Genomic DNA, 16,805 nt, shown 5'->3' on the forward strand with positions numbered 1-16,805 from the left:
TTTTGTATAATATTATTAATAAAAGATAAATATTATTAACGAAGGAGTGATATTACAATAATAAAAACAATACGATTTTCCAATCCATAATAACTTGAATAATTGGCAAATTACTTAAATAAATAGCAATAGAAAAGAGGATGAAACATATGTTAAGAGAACGTTTAACCATAAATAAGATTGAGGAGTTACTGGGGGCGGAAGCTCAAAGCTTGTTAGCGTTTGATTCACCAAAAATAGCAAAAGATACATTGACGTTGCCAAATCCAAATTTTGTCGATGCCGTATTTGCTAATTCTGATCGTAATAATAGAGTCCTTGGTAATCTTGCTCGTTTTTATGATCAAGGGAATTTAGGCGGTACGGGTTATTTGTCCATATTCCCAGTCGATCAGGGAATAGAACATTCTGCGGGAGCATCTTTCGCTAAAAATCCGATATATTTCGATCCAGAAAATATTGTGAAATTAGCGGTAGAAGCTGGATGTAATGGTATTGCATCAACGCTAGGCGTGCTTGGTTTGATGTCACGTAAATATGCACATAAAATACCGTTTGTTGTAAAAATAAACCATAATGAATTGTTGACTTATCCGAATAAATTTGATCAAATTATGTTTGCTTCAGTAGATCAGGCTTATAACATGGGTGCAGCTGGAATTGGCGCTACTATTTATTTTGGTTCACCGGAATCAGCCAGACAAATTATTGAAGTAAGTGAGGCTTTTGAGTACGCACATGAAAAAGGTTTGTTTACGATTTTATGGTGTTATTTGCGTAATTCTGCTTTTAAAACAGATAAGGACTACCATGAATCGGCTGACTTAACGGGTCAGGCGAATCATCTTGGGGTAACGATTGGAGCAGATTTTATCAAACAAAAGCTGCCAACCAATAATGGCGGTTATAAAATGCTGAATACGGGTGGACATTCATATGGTAAATTTGACGAACGAATTTATACGGAGTTAAGTTCGGATCATCCAATTGATTTGGCTCGCTACCAGGTTGTGAATAATTATATGGGTAAAATTGGCTTAATTAATTCAGGGGGTGCTTCTGGTAAAAACGATTTGGCGGATGCAGTTAAAACGGCTGTTATTAATAAACGTGCCGGTGGTTCAGGGCTGATTGTTGGAAGAAAAGCTTTCCAGAGACCATTTGCTGAAGGTGTAAAGCTGATTCAAGCAATTCAGGATGTATATCTAAATGAGGCTGTTACGATTGTTTAATATAATTTTTAGGCTGCTATAAATAAAAAGATGATTCCAGTACCAAATGGGCGGAATCATCTTTTTTTTCTGTTTTCAAAATGACTCAGGATTGCGATCAATTCACCGCCGATTAAGATGATCAGGGTACTTAAATAGAGCCAGGTTATCAGGGCAATAATGCCGCCGATACTCCCATAAATTTTTTCATAATTGGTAAACATATTTACATAAAAAGAAAATAATAACGAGGCACTGAGCCAGCCACCTGAGGCAAAAATAGACCCGAGTATAATATACGTAGATTTTAATTTTTTATTGGGGACATAAGCATAGAGCAAATAAAACGTGAGAAGCATTAAAGGCAGGGGGATCGCATAACGAACTATTCCCCAGACTGTATAAAAGAAGGCTTTAACACCGGCTAATTCAAATAAATAGGAAGCGATAATTTTGCCAAAAACAACTAATGTAAAATCAAATATGATCATTAAGGCCACACCGAAAGTTGCAATGAGGGAAATCAGATAGAGTTTCGTGAAATGACGCGTTTCTTCGACGGCATAGGCTTTGTTTAGACCTTGTATTAGTGCGGTGATCCCTTGAGATGATGCCCATAGACTGCCAAACATCCCCAAAACCAATAAGGTCTTGCTTTTGCCTTGTACCGTTTCGATTAAGAGATTTTTGATTAAAGTGCCAGTATCGGTCGGCAGAAAATTATTGAAATTAGCAATAAGTACTTCACTGGAAAGTGTGGTGAAGCTGAGTAGATTTATGACAAAAAGTAAAAATGGGAAAAATGCTAAGATCAAATAGTAGGTAATTTGTGCACTCATGCCAGATAAATCATCTAATCTATAGCGGGCGATGAGCTCGGCAGTATATTTAAAAAATAGAGAATTTTTTATTTTTTTGCGCATCTGATTTTTCCTCCGTTTTAATTGGTTGCTGTATATTGGGAGTATCTATCTATATCATATCCTGCTTTTTTGTATTTTCCCAATAAAATTTTTTCAAAATGCGAATTTATGTACTTTTTGATGCGTTTTGGCAGCATAAAAAAATTGCTGTTAATATAATAGTAGACAATAACAGTGTAACATTATAAAATAATAGCAGATGGATAAAAGGATTTATTCGTATATATGGATTGTAATACACATCAGTCATTTATGAAGGGCCGTGCTCTATATTAAATGGCTGATTTTATTGTGTTTTGAAGAAAGATGACATGTTTTCTGGTTCTTATTCACTATTATAAAGAATGAAGGAGTTAGAATTTTCAATGTATAAGGCTTTTATCAAAAAAATGAAATTACAAATCCAGCAGCATGAATATCTGATTGGGGTTGCTGTGGGGGCAGGATTGACCGCAAAATGTGTAATAAGCGGTGGGGCAGATTTTTTACTTATTTTAAGCTCAGGAAAGTTTCGGCAAATGGGACGGGGCTCTTTAGCGGGACTTTTACCTTTTGCTAACAGTAATGAGATTGTCATGGATCTGGGGGTTAAAGAAATATTACCACTGGTTCAGCCGTTTCCTGTGTTTTTTGGTATAAACGCATCCGATCCAACTATTGATTTACCGACATATTTGGATGTAATAAAAGAAAATGGTTTTTTAGGAGTTAATAACTTTCCAACAGTCGGTTTATTCGATGGCCAGTTTTATGAAGCTCTAGAGGAAGAGGGACTTTTTTTACAAGAAGTAGAAGCTATTCGTCTGGCTCATAAAAAAAAGCTGTTGACAATTGCTTTTGTTTTTAATGAAGTGCAGACCAGACTCATGATTGAAGCCGGGGCGGATATTCTGTGTGTGCATTTGGGACTGACCGAAGGTGGGATATTAGGGTCGAAAAAAGTATTATCTTTAAAAAAGGCGAAAGATAAGGTTAACAAAATTTTTATGCTTTGTGATAGATTGAATCCTGCTTTAATTAAGATGATTTATGGTGGTCCAATCAAGAATCCGGTTGATGTGCAGTATATGTATAATAATACGAATATCGACGGATATATTGGTGGCTCTGCCTTTGAAAGAATACCATCGGAAGAATCGCTGATTCGCGTGACAAAATCTTTTAAAAAAATGGAGAATGTCAACGAAGATCATTTATTGCAAAACATGTTAGATGGCATAACCAAGCATTATGATTATGTGAGTTTTGTGAAAGAGTACATAGCTCAGAATTATATGTATGAAATTCATTTTAAAGAATTGGCCGAAATAGCGCATGTTTCAGCCGGGCATTTGAGCAGATTATTCAGTAAAGATACAGGGTCTTCTTTCTCCGAATATCTGATAACTTTTCGGATGAACAAAGCGATTGAATTGATGACGAAACAGGATGCTGCTTGTGTAGAAGCGGCAAATTTTGTTGGTTATACAGATTATGCACAATTTAGTAAGATTTTTAAAAAATATACGGGTGTGTCACCCAATTATTATAAAACGTAAAAGGTATTTTACAAAATCCTGATAAAATATCATAAAATGACATTATAATATGATGAAATTACATATTCAAATTACTTTTGAATTATTATAATAGAATGTACTTGGTGTTTTAGAACAAAAGCGAAGTAGTTTTAACAAATAATAAAGTGCCCGGAGGGATTTTTATTGAAAACAATAGCAATTGCAGGGACGTTTGATTCAAAAGGTACAGAGTATTTATATGTTAAGAAACTAATTGAAAGCTTTGGTGTAAAAACGTTTACCATTCATATCGGCGTATTTGAACCGGCATTTAAGCCGGATGTGTCAAATCGTGAGGTCGCGCAAGCGGTCGATGCGGATATAAATGAAATTGTTCGGAAAAAGGATCGAGCCTCAGCGACAGAAATTTTGTCGAAGGGAATTGCAGTATTGCTTCCTCAACTTTATGAGCAGGGAAAATTCGATGGTATATTGTCTTTTGGTGGCTCAGGTGGAACAGCCTTGATTACGCCAGCCATGCAAAAATTGCCGATCGGTGTGCCGAAAGTTATGGTATCGACAATGGCTTCAGGCAATACGGAACAGTATGTAGGAACGAGTGACATTGTCATGATTCCATCTATTGTCGATGTAGCAGGACTTAATGTAATTTCAACCAAAATTTTTGATAATGCTGTTTTTGCAATTTTGGGTATGGTGAATTATACACATGACATTGTTGCTGAAAAAAAACCTTTGGTAGCAGCTACCATGTTTGGGGTAACGACACCTTGTGTTACCTTTGCCCGTGAATACTTGGAAGCTAGAGGATATGAAGTTTTAATTTTTCATGCTACGGGAACGGGTGGTAAAGCAATGGAAAATTTAATTGAATCTGGTTTTATCCAAGGTGTCCTTGATTTAACAACGACTGAATGGTGTGATGAGATCGTTGGCGGGGTATTGTCAGCGGGACCAAATCGTTTAGAAGCGGCGGGGAAAAAAGGTATTCCACAAGTTGTTTCAGTCGGTGCTCTTGATATGGTGAACTTTGGTGCAATTGATACGGTTCCTACTGAGTTTTTGAACCGTAATTTATATAAACATAATCCGAGTGTTACGCTGATGCGTACATCAAAAGATGAAAATTTGGCTCTTGGTAAAGTAATCGCTGAAAAACTGAATCAAGCGACAGGGGCGACTGTTCTTATGCTGCCACTTTTGGGTGTTTCCGGGATTGATATGGAAAATCAGCCTTTTTATGGGCCAGCTGAGGATCAGGTTTTATTTGATACACTGCGTGGTGCGATTGATAAAAATGTAGTGGATTTAGAAGAATTTGATTTGCATATCAATGATAAGCTGTTTGCTGAAACAGCAGCACAAAAACTTATTGATTTGATGAAGTGAAAAGCTAGGCAAATTTTGAGGAGGGTTATATAAATGAATACATTGACAAGAACTGAAATTATGCAGCAATTCAAGAAACAAATCGAAGATGGTAAGATACTAGTTGGTGTTGGTGCGGGGACTGGAATCACGGCAAAAAGCAGTGAACAAGGCGGCGCAGACATGCTGATTATTTATAATTCAGGCAGATATAGAATGGCTGGACGAGGTTCCTTAGCAGGACTCTTATCGTATGGTGATGCCAATCAGATTGTTGTTGAAATGGGATCGGAAGTACTGCCGGTTGTGCAGAAGACTCCTGTACTTGCTGGAGTGTGTGGTACAGATCCTTTTAGAGTCATGGATGTTTTTTTGAAACAGTTAAAAGAACAGGGCTTTTCTGGGGTACAAAATTTCCCTACAGTCGGTTTGATTGATGGCGTTTTCCGGCAGAATCTTGAAGAAACAGGTATGGGTTATGGTCTGGAAGTAGACATGATTGCGAAAGCACATAAACTCGATTTGTTGACGGCTCCTTATGTTTTTGATGCTGAGCAGGCTAAGGCTATGGCTAAAGCCGGTGCTGATATTCTGGTGGCTCATATGGGGCTTACAACGAAGGGAACCATTGGTGCTAAGACTGCATTGACTTTGGATGATTGTATCAAAAAAATTGAAGGAATCATTGAAGCCGGTAAAAAAGTAAATCTAGATATTATGGTTATTTGCCATGGTGGACCGATTGCTGAACCGGATGATGCTGCCTATGTAATTCAGCATACAAAAAATATCGATGGCTTTTTTGGTGCATCCAGTATTGAACGTTTTGCTGCTGAAAAGGGCATCAAGGCACAAGCTGCTGCTTTTAAAGCAATTAAAAAGTAATACATTATAATACTAATAAACGATTTATTTCGTTTTATATATCCTACACTTTGCTAAACACTGGCTGAGCGGGGTTCTTACCATTCCCCGATTCCTCAGCAACTCCTACAAAACAACAGGACTCTGGATTAACCACCCAGAGTCCTGTTGTTTTTTTATAAATAACACGGCGGTTAGCCTGTCTTTGAAATGTAGGATTGGATGGAGTTTTGTGCTATACTTAAAAAGATGTACGGTTTTGTTTTATCAGGTAGATAATCATAGGAGGGCAAAAAATGAAAATATTAATTACGGGCGGTGCGGGGTTTATTGGATCGCATTTAGTCGGAAAATTATTGAAAGAAAATTGCCAGGTGATGGTTTTAGATAATTTACACACGGGTCTTAAGGAAAATCTTCCGGAAGGAGTTCCTTTCATTGAAATGGATGTGCGAGATGAAAATATCCTGACGGTATTTGCCAAAGAAAAATTTGATGCAATCGTGCATTTGGCAGGGCAGACGATGGTTAATGTTTCGGTTGATGATCCGCAGTTTGATGCTGCGGTGAATATCCAGGGGACGATCAACATTTTGGAAGCGGCACGTAAGACGGGTGTTAAAAGGGTGATCTTTGCTTCGACCGCAGCAGCCTATGGCGATGCAAAAGAGTTGCCAATCGGCGAAACAACGGCTCTTTCACCGTTATCATTTTATGGATTGAGCAAGGTCACCGTTGAACGTTATTTGAAACTTTATCATGAAATATTCAATTTGGATTATGTTGTGCTGCGATTTGCTAATGTCTATGGCGAACGTCAGGGCGATGGTGGCGAAGGCGGTGTCATCAGTATCTTTACGAAACGAATTGCAAGTGGCAAATCCATTACGATTTATGGTGATGGCGGACAGACAAGGGACTTTGTCTATGCTGGTGATATTGCCGCAGGGATTTATTGTGCGCTTCAGACTGATAACGTGAATACAGCTTATAATTTGAGTACTCAGACGGAAGTCAGCGTAAATGCAATGGTTGCTTTGTTTGATGAAATAACAGGAAACCATGTCGTACCACTTTATGAAAGGGCTAGAAAAGGTGATATTTATCGTTCGGTTTTATCAAATGCGAAAGCAATCACTGGGCTTGGCTGGAACCCGGTTATGTCACTGGCGGAGGGACTTAAGCGAACCTATCATTCATTTAATCAACAAAAATAGAAAAAACTACCGAAATAAGAGCTCAAGTATAACTTATTTCGGTAGTTTTTTCTATTTTTGGAATATTATTAGGGTATTAATATTGAAATATTTACAAAATTCTGTTATATTAATACATATAAGCAAACAAATGTTCTTAATTTTAAGGGGGTTTTATTATGCAAGACATGGTAGCAGCTGAAGAAATTGCGGCGATTTTACCTCGTTACACAGAACTTGGAGATTGTTCGGTTTTGCATGCGTGTGACGGCAGTGAAGTCGTTGTGCCATTACGGGTTAAAACAGTAGTACACCGCCTGGTACGGCGTGAATGTAAAGATATTTATTTACTGGAGGAGCAGGCACGAAAGTTAACAAAAGGTAAAAACTGGATGCCACTTGTTTTAGGCCCCGATCTGGTGCTGGTAGCTCTTAAAGTACGTAATCCTAAAATAAATGGCGATGTGACGGCAGGGTTTTTTAATTATTGTCAAATTAACGACTTAGAAGAAAATGGCCGCCGAACGGTTCTCTGTATGAAGAATGGATGTTCGTTTAAGGTCTTGTGGAATAGGCAGACAGTCGAGGAGCATCTGCGAAACGCTTTATTGGTTTTGGCAATGGAGCAACGCTATTTGGATCGATTGGCTATTCATTATTTGGAAAAACGCTGGGCTCTGTCATCCGTGCTCAATTGAGTTCAGCCATTGGCGCAGCGTGTTTAATGCTTTTTTTTGTAGTGAAGCAATGGCTTGTTGGGAAAGATGCATGAGCAAGGCTGTTTCTTTTTGTGTTTTGTCATGAATAATTGTTTGCCAGAGTACCTGTTTTTGTTTTAGGGGGAGTTGTGTAAGTAATGCTTGCATATCAATTTTATCGATGATGCTATTGGTGTTTCCCGTGGGGCTGACGAGTTGGTCTAAGATAGTTTGACCGGCTGTTTCGTATTCGGTGGATAATTCACGCTGCCAGTTACGGCGGTTTTGTTTAAAAAGAGTACGGATATCGCCATAGATTTTAGCTTTGGCATAACCGGCAAAGGGGATATTGCGTGACAAGTTGTAGTCTTTGACTGCTTCTAAGAAGCTTATATAAGCTTGCGATAAAGCATCTTCACGAATCGAGGCTAAATGTGCCTGCCAGGCAGCTTTGTGTAGTAAGGGCTGGAATTGATCGAGTAAATTTAAGACAGCTTGTGGATCGCCTGTTTGGGCTTTTTGAACAAGAAGTTCTGTTTTCATAGTCTCACCTTTTGAGAGACCGGTTTCTCGTAAATTAGCGCTTGGTTATAGAGTACTATAGAGTTTCTTTTACGACAAAACTCGACTAAGGTCTAAATGGTTCTCGTATTAAGCTGAGTTGAATGAATTTTCTCTGTAGCGCGGCTAAGTAAAAAATAGATTGGCAGTCAATTCTCGATTATCCGTAGATGTGGTATACTTAATAAAGGTAGAGAGCTTTTTTGAAATTTTGAAATGAGGTGGTTACTATAAAAATTTTAGTAACAGGGGTAACCGGACAGCTTGGTTACGATGTGGTACAAGAACTTATAAAACGAAATATTGAGTGTGTGGGAACGTCAAGTAAAGATTTTGATATTCGTGATGCAGCAGCAACGCTGGACTTCATCGAAACGTATGCTCCGGATGCTGTCGTGCATTGTGCAGCTTATACGGCGGTTGATAAAGCCGAAGATGAACCTGCTGAGTGTATGGAAATTAATGAAGCTGGTACGCGAAATATCGCACTTGCCTGTAAAAAGATTCATGCGAAGATGGTTTATCTGAGCACCGATTATGTATTTCCGGGAATTGGCAGCTGGTATCATGATATTGAAACCGCAACAGCACCGCTGAACGTATATGGAAAAAGTAAATTAGCTGGTGAAAAGATTGTGCAGGATATACTGGATGCGTATTTTATAGTTCGTATTTCTTGGGTATTTGGTAAAAATGGCAGCAATTTTGTAAAAAGCATGCTGCATTTAGCGCAAGATCATACAGAACTTGCTATTGTGGGGGATCAAGTTGGTTCGCCTACATATACGGTTGATTTGGCAGTACTGTTGTGTGACATGCTTGCAACAGAGGCTTATGGCATATACCATGCTGCCAATGAAGGAATCTGCTCGTGGGCAGAATTTGCTGAAGAGATTTTCCGCTTGGCTGATCGTCCGATTCATGTCAAAGCGATACCTTCTTCGGATTATCCCACGAAGGCATTGCGTCCGTTGAATTCTCGTTTGGAAAAAGGAAAATTAGTACAAGCTGGTTTTCATCGTTTACCAGTTTGGCAGGATGCGGTTAAACGTTATCTGGAAAGTTAAAGGTTTTGTATGAGAAGAATTTTATGTATTGTACTAGCAGCTGCTGCAACGTTTATGATTTTTCATTATTCGTCTGAGACCTCAGCTGTATCAACGCAGACCAGTCAATTTGTTTTTAATGAATTGAATGAAATAGCGCATGCGCTTGGTGTATCTTTTGATTTTTTGGATGGTTCACCCATTCGTAAGGATGCTCATTTTACAGAATATTTTTTGCAGGGAATTTTTTTATGTGCTGCTTTTAGCCTTTGCAGTTTAAAACGGCGAACTTATCTGGGGTATGTTTTGTTTTTTTGTTTGTTTACTGCAGTCTGTGATGAATATTTACAGCTTTTTTCGCCGGGACGTTCATCGGAAATAGCGGATGTGCTTCTGGATTTCAAGGGAAGTAGCAGCGGTATCTTGTTTTTTTTGTTGATGCAATCCATATGGCAGCGCTGGCAATGCCGGAAGCGGTCTCGACGTCGAAATAGGTGGTAATCATAAGAAGGTGTTCTTCTCAATGGAGGAGAACGCCTTTTTGTATGGAATAAACACAAAGTAGGAAACATTGGTTAGCTTGCAATCAATTCAAAGAAAATTTGCCAAGTGAAAAGAGCATTTTATATAATGCATTAAAGAAATTATATCTAGCCTATTCGTTTATCAGGAATTGGATATAGGTATACCCCTCCGGACGATTGCCATGTATAATATTTAATGCAGTTTATATAGGATTGAAGATGTTGATTTTGGAGGAAACAATGAAAGAAAGTTTTTTGACGTATTTTAAAGCGTATGGAAGAAAAATAATTTCGTTGACCGAGTTAGAAAAAATTTGTCCAGCTCCGTACTCGTATGAGGAGTTTTGTGATGTGATACAATCTTTCGTTAAGACTGGTATTTTATCAGACTATGGAGCGAAACATGGTTCTTATCGTGAGGGGGTCTTATGCCAAAAATATCGAATTAATCTTTCCCGATTAATCCGTGATGACAGAGAAAAATTGCAGCGTGAGATGATCCAAATGCAGGTATCCCATTTGATGGATTTATCTTATTATTTTAAAGCCAGCTGGATTGAGTGGAAAAAAGATAAACCACAGCTAAAAAAAATTGCTGATTATTTGAAATTGTATGGGTTTCCGCGTGATGAAGTGACGGAGCAGGAAAGGTCTTATCAGATTTTTGGTGATGAACAGGTTTTACTGCAAGGCGGGATGACTTTGTTGGAAAAATTAAATTTGCAAGAAAAAATGCGAATTACGAATTGTCCCGATCCACTTATGGTCGCAATCAATCCGTCGGTTCTTTTAAAAGATGCACACCGGCATTTGATTGTAGAAAACAAAGCTGTTTATTATGCGCTGCTGCCAATTTTACCAGAAACTGAATTTTCATCCCTTACTTTTGGCGGGGGCTGGAAAATCATCGGGAATCTTTTTGTATTACCACGTCAGCTTGGACTAGCCGGGCAGCAGCATTTTTTTTATTATTTTGGCAATTTGGATTTAGAGGGAATTGCGATTTGGTATGGACTGCAGGCAAAACTGCCGGTGCAGCTGGCTATGCCATTTTATCGAGAATTGTTTAACATGGATTGTTCATCAGGCAAGGTCGAGCAGAGCGTGAATTGCCAGGCACTGGATGCATTTTGTGAAGCTTGGGATGAGCTGGATGCCAGGCGGATTCGCCGAATGCTGCTGCGGGATCATACGTATTATCCGCAGGAATGTTTGACGAAAGAGCAGCTGGTCTTGTGTTGGCATAAGTTAACTGTGGAGACGCAGCAGGATTTATTCCAATAAAAAAGAGCCGTTGTTTTCCAATCAAAAACAACGGCTCAGCAGTTTTTAGTTTTTATTTTTGATAATGAGGGCCATAAAAATCAGATTTCCTGTTTTTTCGGTATTTTCCAAACTATGTCCTTCACCGTCGGGGCAAAATGTTACATCGCCTGCTTTGACCGGTATATTCTTCCCATTATTGTTGTATGTACCTTGACCCGCGAGAATATAATAGGTTTCACTTTCGCTATGGTGAAAGTGATAGCCAAGTGAACAGCCTGGTTCAAGAATTACCTTGGCATAAAGACCGCATTGCCCTGCTAGTTCTTTTTCGCCAAGCAGTGGTTCAATGAGAACATGTCCTTTGCCGCCAGCTTTTTTTTCACAATCTAAAATTTTTCTCTCGTTGAGTAATGCCATTTATAATCGATCTCCCTTATTTCTGATTCTATATAAGCTGCATTAAAGAAATTGCATCTAGCCTGTTAGGCTGCCATGAATGGGGTATAGGGTATACCACATTCCTGACGATTGTCGTATGAAATATTTCAATGCAACTTCTATATAGTATAGATTTCGCGAATGATTAAAAAATACCTTTGTAGAAAAAGGAGTATAGAATGATTTATTTATTGAAATTTGGTGCAAGTTTTATTTTGCCGCCCGGTATATTTTTTCTTAGTTTTATAATTTTGGCGATTTTTTTATGGCGTCGCAACGAGCATGCAATTGCCAGTGCTTTTATAGGTTTAACCTTTGTATTTTATCTATTGTCAACAAATTTAGTGGCCGATTCTTTGCTGGGGAATTTGGAGAGCATTTATGATCCTCCATCTGATCCTAAAGGCGATGTTATTATTATGTTAGGCGGCGGTGCGACCAAGGATACACCAGATTTGGATGGAGCTGGGGGCCTGTCTGGCAGCCCGGCAAATCGATTGCTGACTGTGGTCCGTTTATATAATCGGCTGCATGTGCCGATCCTGGTATCCGGTGGACAGGTGTATGCAGATAGTGGTCGGGAAGCTGTAATTGCCAAACGGATGCTTTTGAGCTTGGGTGTTAAAGAGAGCGATGTTCTGGTTGAAGATCAGAGCCTCAATACACGACAAAATGCAAAATTTTCGCATGAAATTTTAAAAAAAAATATGTTGGTGGAGCCGATTTTAGTGACATCGGCGTTTCATATGGAACGAGCGGTTTTAGATTTCCAAAAAGAAAATGTTGTAGTGAAACCATTCCCGACAGATTATATGGTGAATCGGGAACATGCTTTTCACTATAATAAATTGAGTCCATCAGCTGGGGCTTTGCAGGCGAATGCAATGGTTTTGCAGGAGAAACTGCGAACGTTGGTGACAAAATATCTAGAAAATTAAAAGGGGCGCAAAGCCTCTTTTTTATAAATTTTATTTATGAAAGTTGCAAAAATCACCATTTATTCATATAAAAGAATTGTCAAAAAATACTGGACATATAATACAAAATAATCTAAAATAAGAATTGTGAATGTTAAGTTTATTTAAATATGTAAAACGATTTCGTAAAACGAATCCTGAAATACAAGAATCTCTTTTCTGAGATAGTTTGATACGTTTTTTTTATGCTGGGAGTCTTGCTTATGGATCAAAAAAAAAGGAATATTACCATTGTTGATGTTGCTGCGAAAGCGGGTGTATCAAAAACCACTATTTCTCGATATCTAAATGGTAAATTTGAATTTATGTCGAATGAATCAAAAAATAAGATTACGCAAGTCATTGAGGAGCTCGCCTATCGGCCTAATAATTTGGCTCGCAGTTTGAAATCGAAACGCAGCCGACTGATTGGTGTTATTGTTTCGGATATTACGAATCCTTTTTCAGCAATTTTACTGAAAGGCATTGGTGACTGCTGTGAACGATATGGCTATGGTGTGCTGATTACGAATACAGATGATAATCCGAAAAAAGAGCGGGACTATATCTTATCCATGCTGGATCAGCGTGTGGAAGGTATTATCTTAAATACAACTGGCAAAAACAATGAATTTTTACAGCAATTAGCCCAGTCTGGCGTCACCATTATTTTGGCAGATCGTCCGATTGATACTCATATATTTGATGTAATTCGCACGGCGGATCGAGAGATCACGTTTACGGCATTACGGCATTTGAAAATGCGTGGTTTTACACGCGTTGGCTTTTTTTCTGAGCCTTTAGAAAATGGTACGCGGCTTAGACGCTGCCAAGCTTATCAAGATGCCTGTTATGAGATTTTTGGCATAGAGCCGCAAGTTTATATTATCGATAAAACGGATACTCAAACTGGTGATGTACTATTAGAAGAATTTAGGCAGAAAAATCGTGGACAGCGTATGGCCGTTTACACTGGTAATGGCATAGCAACGTTGTATGTTGTTCAGACATTGAAGCGAATGGAAATTTCATTTCCAGATGAGATTGGTATTTGTGGTTTTGATAATTGGGATTGGACAGATTTAGTGGATGGCGGGATTACAGTGGTGGCGCAGCCATCCTATAGAGTTGGACGTGAGTGTGTAAAGAGAATGATGTTCAGGCTGCATCGCAATCATAATGCGGCGCCGCGGAGAATTGAACTTCCCTGTGAGCTGGTGATTCGCAATTCAACTTGATTTTTATAATAGAAACCGATAAACGGAATTGTTATATAAGTTGCATTACATGTTTTATATGGCAATCGTCAGGAATTGGGTATAGGGCTCCGTGGCGTTACGTAGGAAGCAAACGATGCCCTATACCCAATTCCTGAGCCTAATAGGCTGGATGCAATTTATAGTTTGAATTTTTGTGAATATACATTATCTAAGGAGGTAAAATTATGGTTGAAGTACTTACGATTGGAGAACCCATGGGGCTATTGGTGGCAGATGAAATCAAGCCGCTGGAGCAGGTGGAGCATTTTACGCGTTATGTGTGTGGCGCGGAGGTGAATTTTGCGGTGGGTATGGCAAGACTTGGACATAAAGTAGCCTATGTTAGCAAAATTGGGAACGATCCCTTTGGTAAACATATCAAGGATTTTCTAGTGGAAAACAAGATTGATAATCGTTATGTAGGGTTTGATGATGAGCATATGACAGGGATGCAGCTTAAAGCAAAAGTGGCATCTGGAGATCCGGAAGTTGTTAATTTTCGCAAAAATACAGCTTTTGCGAATCTTAGTCTGGCTGATATTGAAGCCATTGACTGGAGTACAATTAAACATCTTCATGTAACCGGCATCCCACCAGCATTATCTTTATCCTGCCGTCAAAGCATTTATGCTTTGGTTGAAGCTGCAAAAAAAGAGCAGGTTCGTATTTCATTTGATCCAAATCTACGTTTGGCGCTGTGGAAAGATAAGGCGGAAATGGTAGAGGTGATTAATTCTTTGGCGATACAGGCTGATATTGTTCTGCCTGGGGTCAGTGAAGGTAAAATTCTGACAGGGTCAGATGATCCGGAAACGATTGCCGATTTTTATCTAAAGCAGGGTGTGGAAGCAGCTATTATAAAAGTAGGTGTCCAAGGGGCTTTTGTTAAGACCAAAGCGGCAAAGTTTATGATGCCAGCTTTTAAAGTTGATCATGTGGTTGATACGGTCGGTGCTGGTGATGGCTTTGCTGTAGGTGTGGTGAGTGCTTTACTCGAAGGACAGAACTTACAAGAAGCAGTTAGACGTGGTTCGGCAATCGGTGCTCTGGCGGTCATGTCACCGGGAGATAATGAAGGGCTGCCAACTGTGGCTGGACTTGATAAATTCTTCCGTGAGCACAAAAACTAATTTTGTTATTTCAGACTATTTCATAAATAAAAATAATAAATACGTAGGGGGAAATTCAAAATGGAAGTAAGATATTCAGTAAATCCTAAAGATGTTAAACGTTTTACAACAGATGAACTCAGAGATGAATTTTTGATTCAGGGGTTATTTCAAAGTGAAATTCAGATGGTTTACAGCCATGTAGATCGTATGATTCAAGGCAGTGTAGCACCAACTTCACCGCGTGAACTAAAAGTAAAAGCTGGTGAAAATATGGGCGTTTCATATTTTCTGGAAAGAAGAGAATTAGGTATTATCAATATTGGCGGCAGTGGCAAAGTAGATGTAGATGGCACCGTTTATGATTTAGTACGTACGGATGGCTTGTATGTTGGTATGGGAGCGAAAAAAGTTATTTTCTCCAGTGATGATACTAAAAACCCGGCGAAATTCTATTTCAATAGTGCACCGGCTCATAAAACGTATCCAACTGTCAAAATCGAACGCAGCTCAATCACACCACGTCATTTGGGCAGTATCGAAACATCAAATGAACGTAATCTTTATCAGTATATTATTCCAGGGCGCGTAGAAAGTTGTCAGCTTGTAATGGGAATGACAGCACTTGAACCAGGTAATATGTGGAACAGCATGCCTTGTCATACACATGAACGCCGTATGGAAGTGTATATGTATTTTGATTTACCGGAAACCGATGTAGTCATGCATTATATGGGACAGCCGCAAGAAACACGCCATGTGGTTATGCATAATGAAGAAGCAATTATTTCACCGAGCTGGTCCATTCATGCTGGCGTAGGAACCCATAATTATACATTTATCTGGGGTATGGTTGGTGAAAATCAGGAATTTGATGATATGGACAATATTAAAATACCCGATTTACGATAAAACCATTTTGTTTTATTTAGGCAGAGAGTAAATAGAAAAGGGGTCAGAGAAAATGGGTATGTTTGATTTAACAGGCAAGGTTGCTATTGTTACAGGCGGGACAAAAGGTTTGGGACAAGGCATGGCATTGGGGCTTGCTCAGGCTGGTGCTGATATTGTCAGTGTTGCTACAAGTGATTATACGGATACAGAAAATAAAGTCAAAGCATTGGGCCGCCAGTTTCATGGAATCAAAGCAAGTCTCGCTACGCTCAGTCCGGTTCAGGGAATTGTCGATGAAGCTGTTGAACGGTTTGGACATATTGATATTTTAGTAAACAATTCAGGTATTATTCGCCGCAATGATGCGATTGACTTTTCGGAAAAGGATTGGGATGATGTGCTGAATATCAATTTGAAAACCTTGTTTTTTTTGTCACAGACGGTGGCCAAACAGTATATAAAACAAGGTAATGGCGGGAAAATCATCAATATTGCTTCGATGCTGTCATTCCAAGGGGGGATTCGGGTTCCATCCTACACATCTAGTAAAAGTGCTGTAATGGGTCTGACAAAACTTTTAGCCAATGAGTGGTCTAAACATGGCATCAACGTGAATGCGATTGCACCAGGGTATATGGCTACGGATAATACGACAGCATTGCGGGCGGATGCAAAACGTAATGCGGAAATTCTCGATCGTATTCCAGCTGGCCGCTGGGGAACACCTTCTGATTTAGCTGGTCCGGTTGTTTTCTTAGCATCGGATGCAGCAAATTACGTGAGTGGGTATACGATTGCAGTCGATGGCGGCTGGCTGGCACGGTAAGGTTAACGTAAAGTAAAGTTTGGCACTGACTGGGAAAACCAGTCAGTGTAATTTAAAAAAAATTTTTGCCAATGGTGACATATTGTCTAAAATGAGCTGTGATTTGAAATTATAACATTCTTAATTGTTGGAAAATTATAATAATT

General features: G+C 39.0%; 17 protein-coding genes. 14 read left to right on the top strand and 3 right to left on the bottom strand.

All coding sequences use genetic code 11. The features are described 5' to 3' along the window. The first annotated feature begins 149 nt into the window (after window positions 1–149). Window positions 150–1,232 carry a class I fructose-bisphosphate aldolase gene (locus F606_RS0101010; protein ID WP_019551994.1) on the top strand — a complete coding sequence of 361 codons (1,083 nt, stop codon included), beginning with the start codon at window positions 150–152 and terminating at the stop codon, window positions 1,230–1,232. A 56-nt stretch (window positions 1,233–1,288) separates the two neighbouring features. Here F606_RS0101010 and F606_RS0101015 read toward each other — a convergent pair whose 3' ends face one another. After that, on the bottom strand, window positions 1,289–2,134 hold the full coding sequence (locus tag F606_RS0101015) for a YihY/virulence factor BrkB family protein (RefSeq protein WP_019551995.1): 846 nt from the start codon (window positions 2,132–2,134) through the stop codon (window positions 1,289–1,291). A 365-nt stretch (window positions 2,135–2,499) separates the two neighbouring features. Here F606_RS0101015 and F606_RS0101020 point away from each other — a divergent pair, with 365 nt between their 5' ends. The 5 genes from F606_RS0101020 to F606_RS0101040 all read left to right on the top strand — a co-directional run bounded on the left by F606_RS0101020 (window position 2,500) and on the right by F606_RS0101040 (window position 7,780). After that, window positions 2,500–3,672, top strand: a complete 1,173-nt coding sequence (locus F606_RS0101020; RefSeq protein ID WP_019551996.1) for a phosphoenolpyruvate hydrolase family protein — start codon at window positions 2,500–2,502, stop codon at window positions 3,670–3,672. Window positions 3,673–3,837: 165 nt separating this feature from the next. Beyond that, window positions 3,838–5,043 (top strand): Tm-1-like ATP-binding domain-containing protein, encoded by a 1,206-nt coding sequence (locus F606_RS0101025; protein WP_019551997.1) that lies wholly within the window; start codon window positions 3,838–3,840, stop codon window positions 5,041–5,043. A gap of 33 nt (window positions 5,044–5,076) precedes the next feature. Next, window positions 5,077–5,907, top strand: coding sequence for a phosphoenolpyruvate hydrolase family protein (locus tag F606_RS0101030; RefSeq protein WP_019551998.1), 831 nt, complete (start codon window positions 5,077–5,079; stop codon window positions 5,905–5,907). A 275-nt stretch (window positions 5,908–6,182) separates the two neighbouring features. Beyond that, complete coding sequence (locus F606_RS0101035) at window positions 6,183–7,103, top strand: NAD-dependent epimerase/dehydratase family protein (RefSeq protein ID WP_019551999.1); 921 nt, start codon at window positions 6,183–6,185, stop codon at window positions 7,101–7,103. Between the two features lie 158 nt (window positions 7,104–7,261). After that, on the top strand, window positions 7,262–7,780 hold the full coding sequence (locus tag F606_RS0101040) for a hypothetical protein (RefSeq protein WP_019552000.1): 519 nt from the start codon (window positions 7,262–7,264) through the stop codon (window positions 7,778–7,780). On the opposite strand, the gene F606_RS0101045 is transcribed toward F606_RS0101040, so the two are convergent. Beyond that, a complete protein-coding gene (locus F606_RS0101045; RefSeq protein WP_019552001.1) occupies window positions 7,763–8,323 on the bottom strand; it encodes a sigma-70 family RNA polymerase sigma factor in 561 nt (186 codons plus the stop codon). The genes F606_RS0101040 and F606_RS0101045 overlap by 18 nt on opposite strands. 248 nt (window positions 8,324–8,571) lie before the next feature. Here F606_RS0101045 and rfbD point away from each other — a divergent pair, with 248 nt between their 5' ends. From rfbD to F606_RS0101060, 3 genes are all read left to right on the top strand, one after another. Further along, window positions 8,572–9,408: a dTDP-4-dehydrorhamnose reductase gene (rfbD, locus tag F606_RS0101050; RefSeq protein WP_026329173.1), complete on the top strand. Its 837-nt coding sequence runs from the start codon at window positions 8,572–8,574 to the stop codon at window positions 9,406–9,408. Window positions 9,409–9,417: 9 nt separating this feature from the next. After that, the gene (locus F606_RS22110; protein ID WP_019552003.1) at window positions 9,418–9,888 is read left to right on the top strand and encodes a VanZ family protein; all 471 of its coding nucleotides are present in this window, start codon (window positions 9,418–9,420) and stop codon (window positions 9,886–9,888) included. Window positions 9,889–10,151: 263 nt separating this feature from the next. Then, entirely contained in the window at window positions 10,152–11,195 is a 1,044-nt protein-coding gene (locus F606_RS0101060) for a hypothetical protein (RefSeq protein WP_019552004.1), read from the top strand. Window positions 11,196–11,240: 45 nt separating this feature from the next. On the opposite strand, the gene F606_RS0101065 is transcribed toward F606_RS0101060, so the two are convergent. Then, on the bottom strand, window positions 11,241–11,594 hold the full coding sequence (locus tag F606_RS0101065; RefSeq protein ID WP_019552005.1) for a cupin domain-containing protein: 354 nt from the start codon (window positions 11,592–11,594) through the stop codon (window positions 11,241–11,243). A 200-nt stretch (window positions 11,595–11,794) separates the two neighbouring features. On the opposite strand from F606_RS0101065, the gene F606_RS0101070 reads away from it, so the two are divergent. From F606_RS0101070 to kduD, 5 genes are all read left to right on the top strand, one after another. Next, on the top strand, window positions 11,795–12,553 hold the full coding sequence (locus F606_RS0101070; protein ID WP_019552006.1) for a YdcF family protein: 759 nt from the start codon (window positions 11,795–11,797) through the stop codon (window positions 12,551–12,553). Window positions 12,554–12,795: 242 nt separating this feature from the next. Beyond that, window positions 12,796–13,809, top strand: a complete 1,014-nt coding sequence (locus tag F606_RS0101075) for a LacI family DNA-binding transcriptional regulator (RefSeq protein ID WP_019552007.1) — start codon at window positions 12,796–12,798, stop codon at window positions 13,807–13,809. Window positions 13,810–14,015: 206 nt separating this feature from the next. Continuing rightward, complete coding sequence (locus tag F606_RS0101080) at window positions 14,016–14,960, top strand: sugar kinase (RefSeq protein WP_019552008.1); 945 nt, start codon at window positions 14,016–14,018, stop codon at window positions 14,958–14,960. A 60-nt stretch (window positions 14,961–15,020) separates the two neighbouring features. Then, entirely contained in the window at window positions 15,021–15,851 is an 831-nt protein-coding gene (gene kduI, locus F606_RS0101085; protein ID WP_019552009.1) for a 5-dehydro-4-deoxy-D-glucuronate isomerase, read from the top strand. A gap of 52 nt (window positions 15,852–15,903) precedes the next feature. Next, window positions 15,904–16,659 (top strand): 2-dehydro-3-deoxy-D-gluconate 5-dehydrogenase KduD, encoded by a 756-nt coding sequence (gene kduD, locus F606_RS0101090; protein ID WP_019552010.1) that lies wholly within the window; start codon window positions 15,904–15,906, stop codon window positions 16,657–16,659. Window positions 16,660–16,805 lie beyond the last annotated feature (146 nt).

The organism is Propionispira raffinosivorans DSM 20765, from assembly GCF_000381065.1.
Lineage (GTDB): Bacteria > Bacillota > Negativicutes > Selenomonadales > Selenomonadaceae > Propionispira > Propionispira raffinosivorans.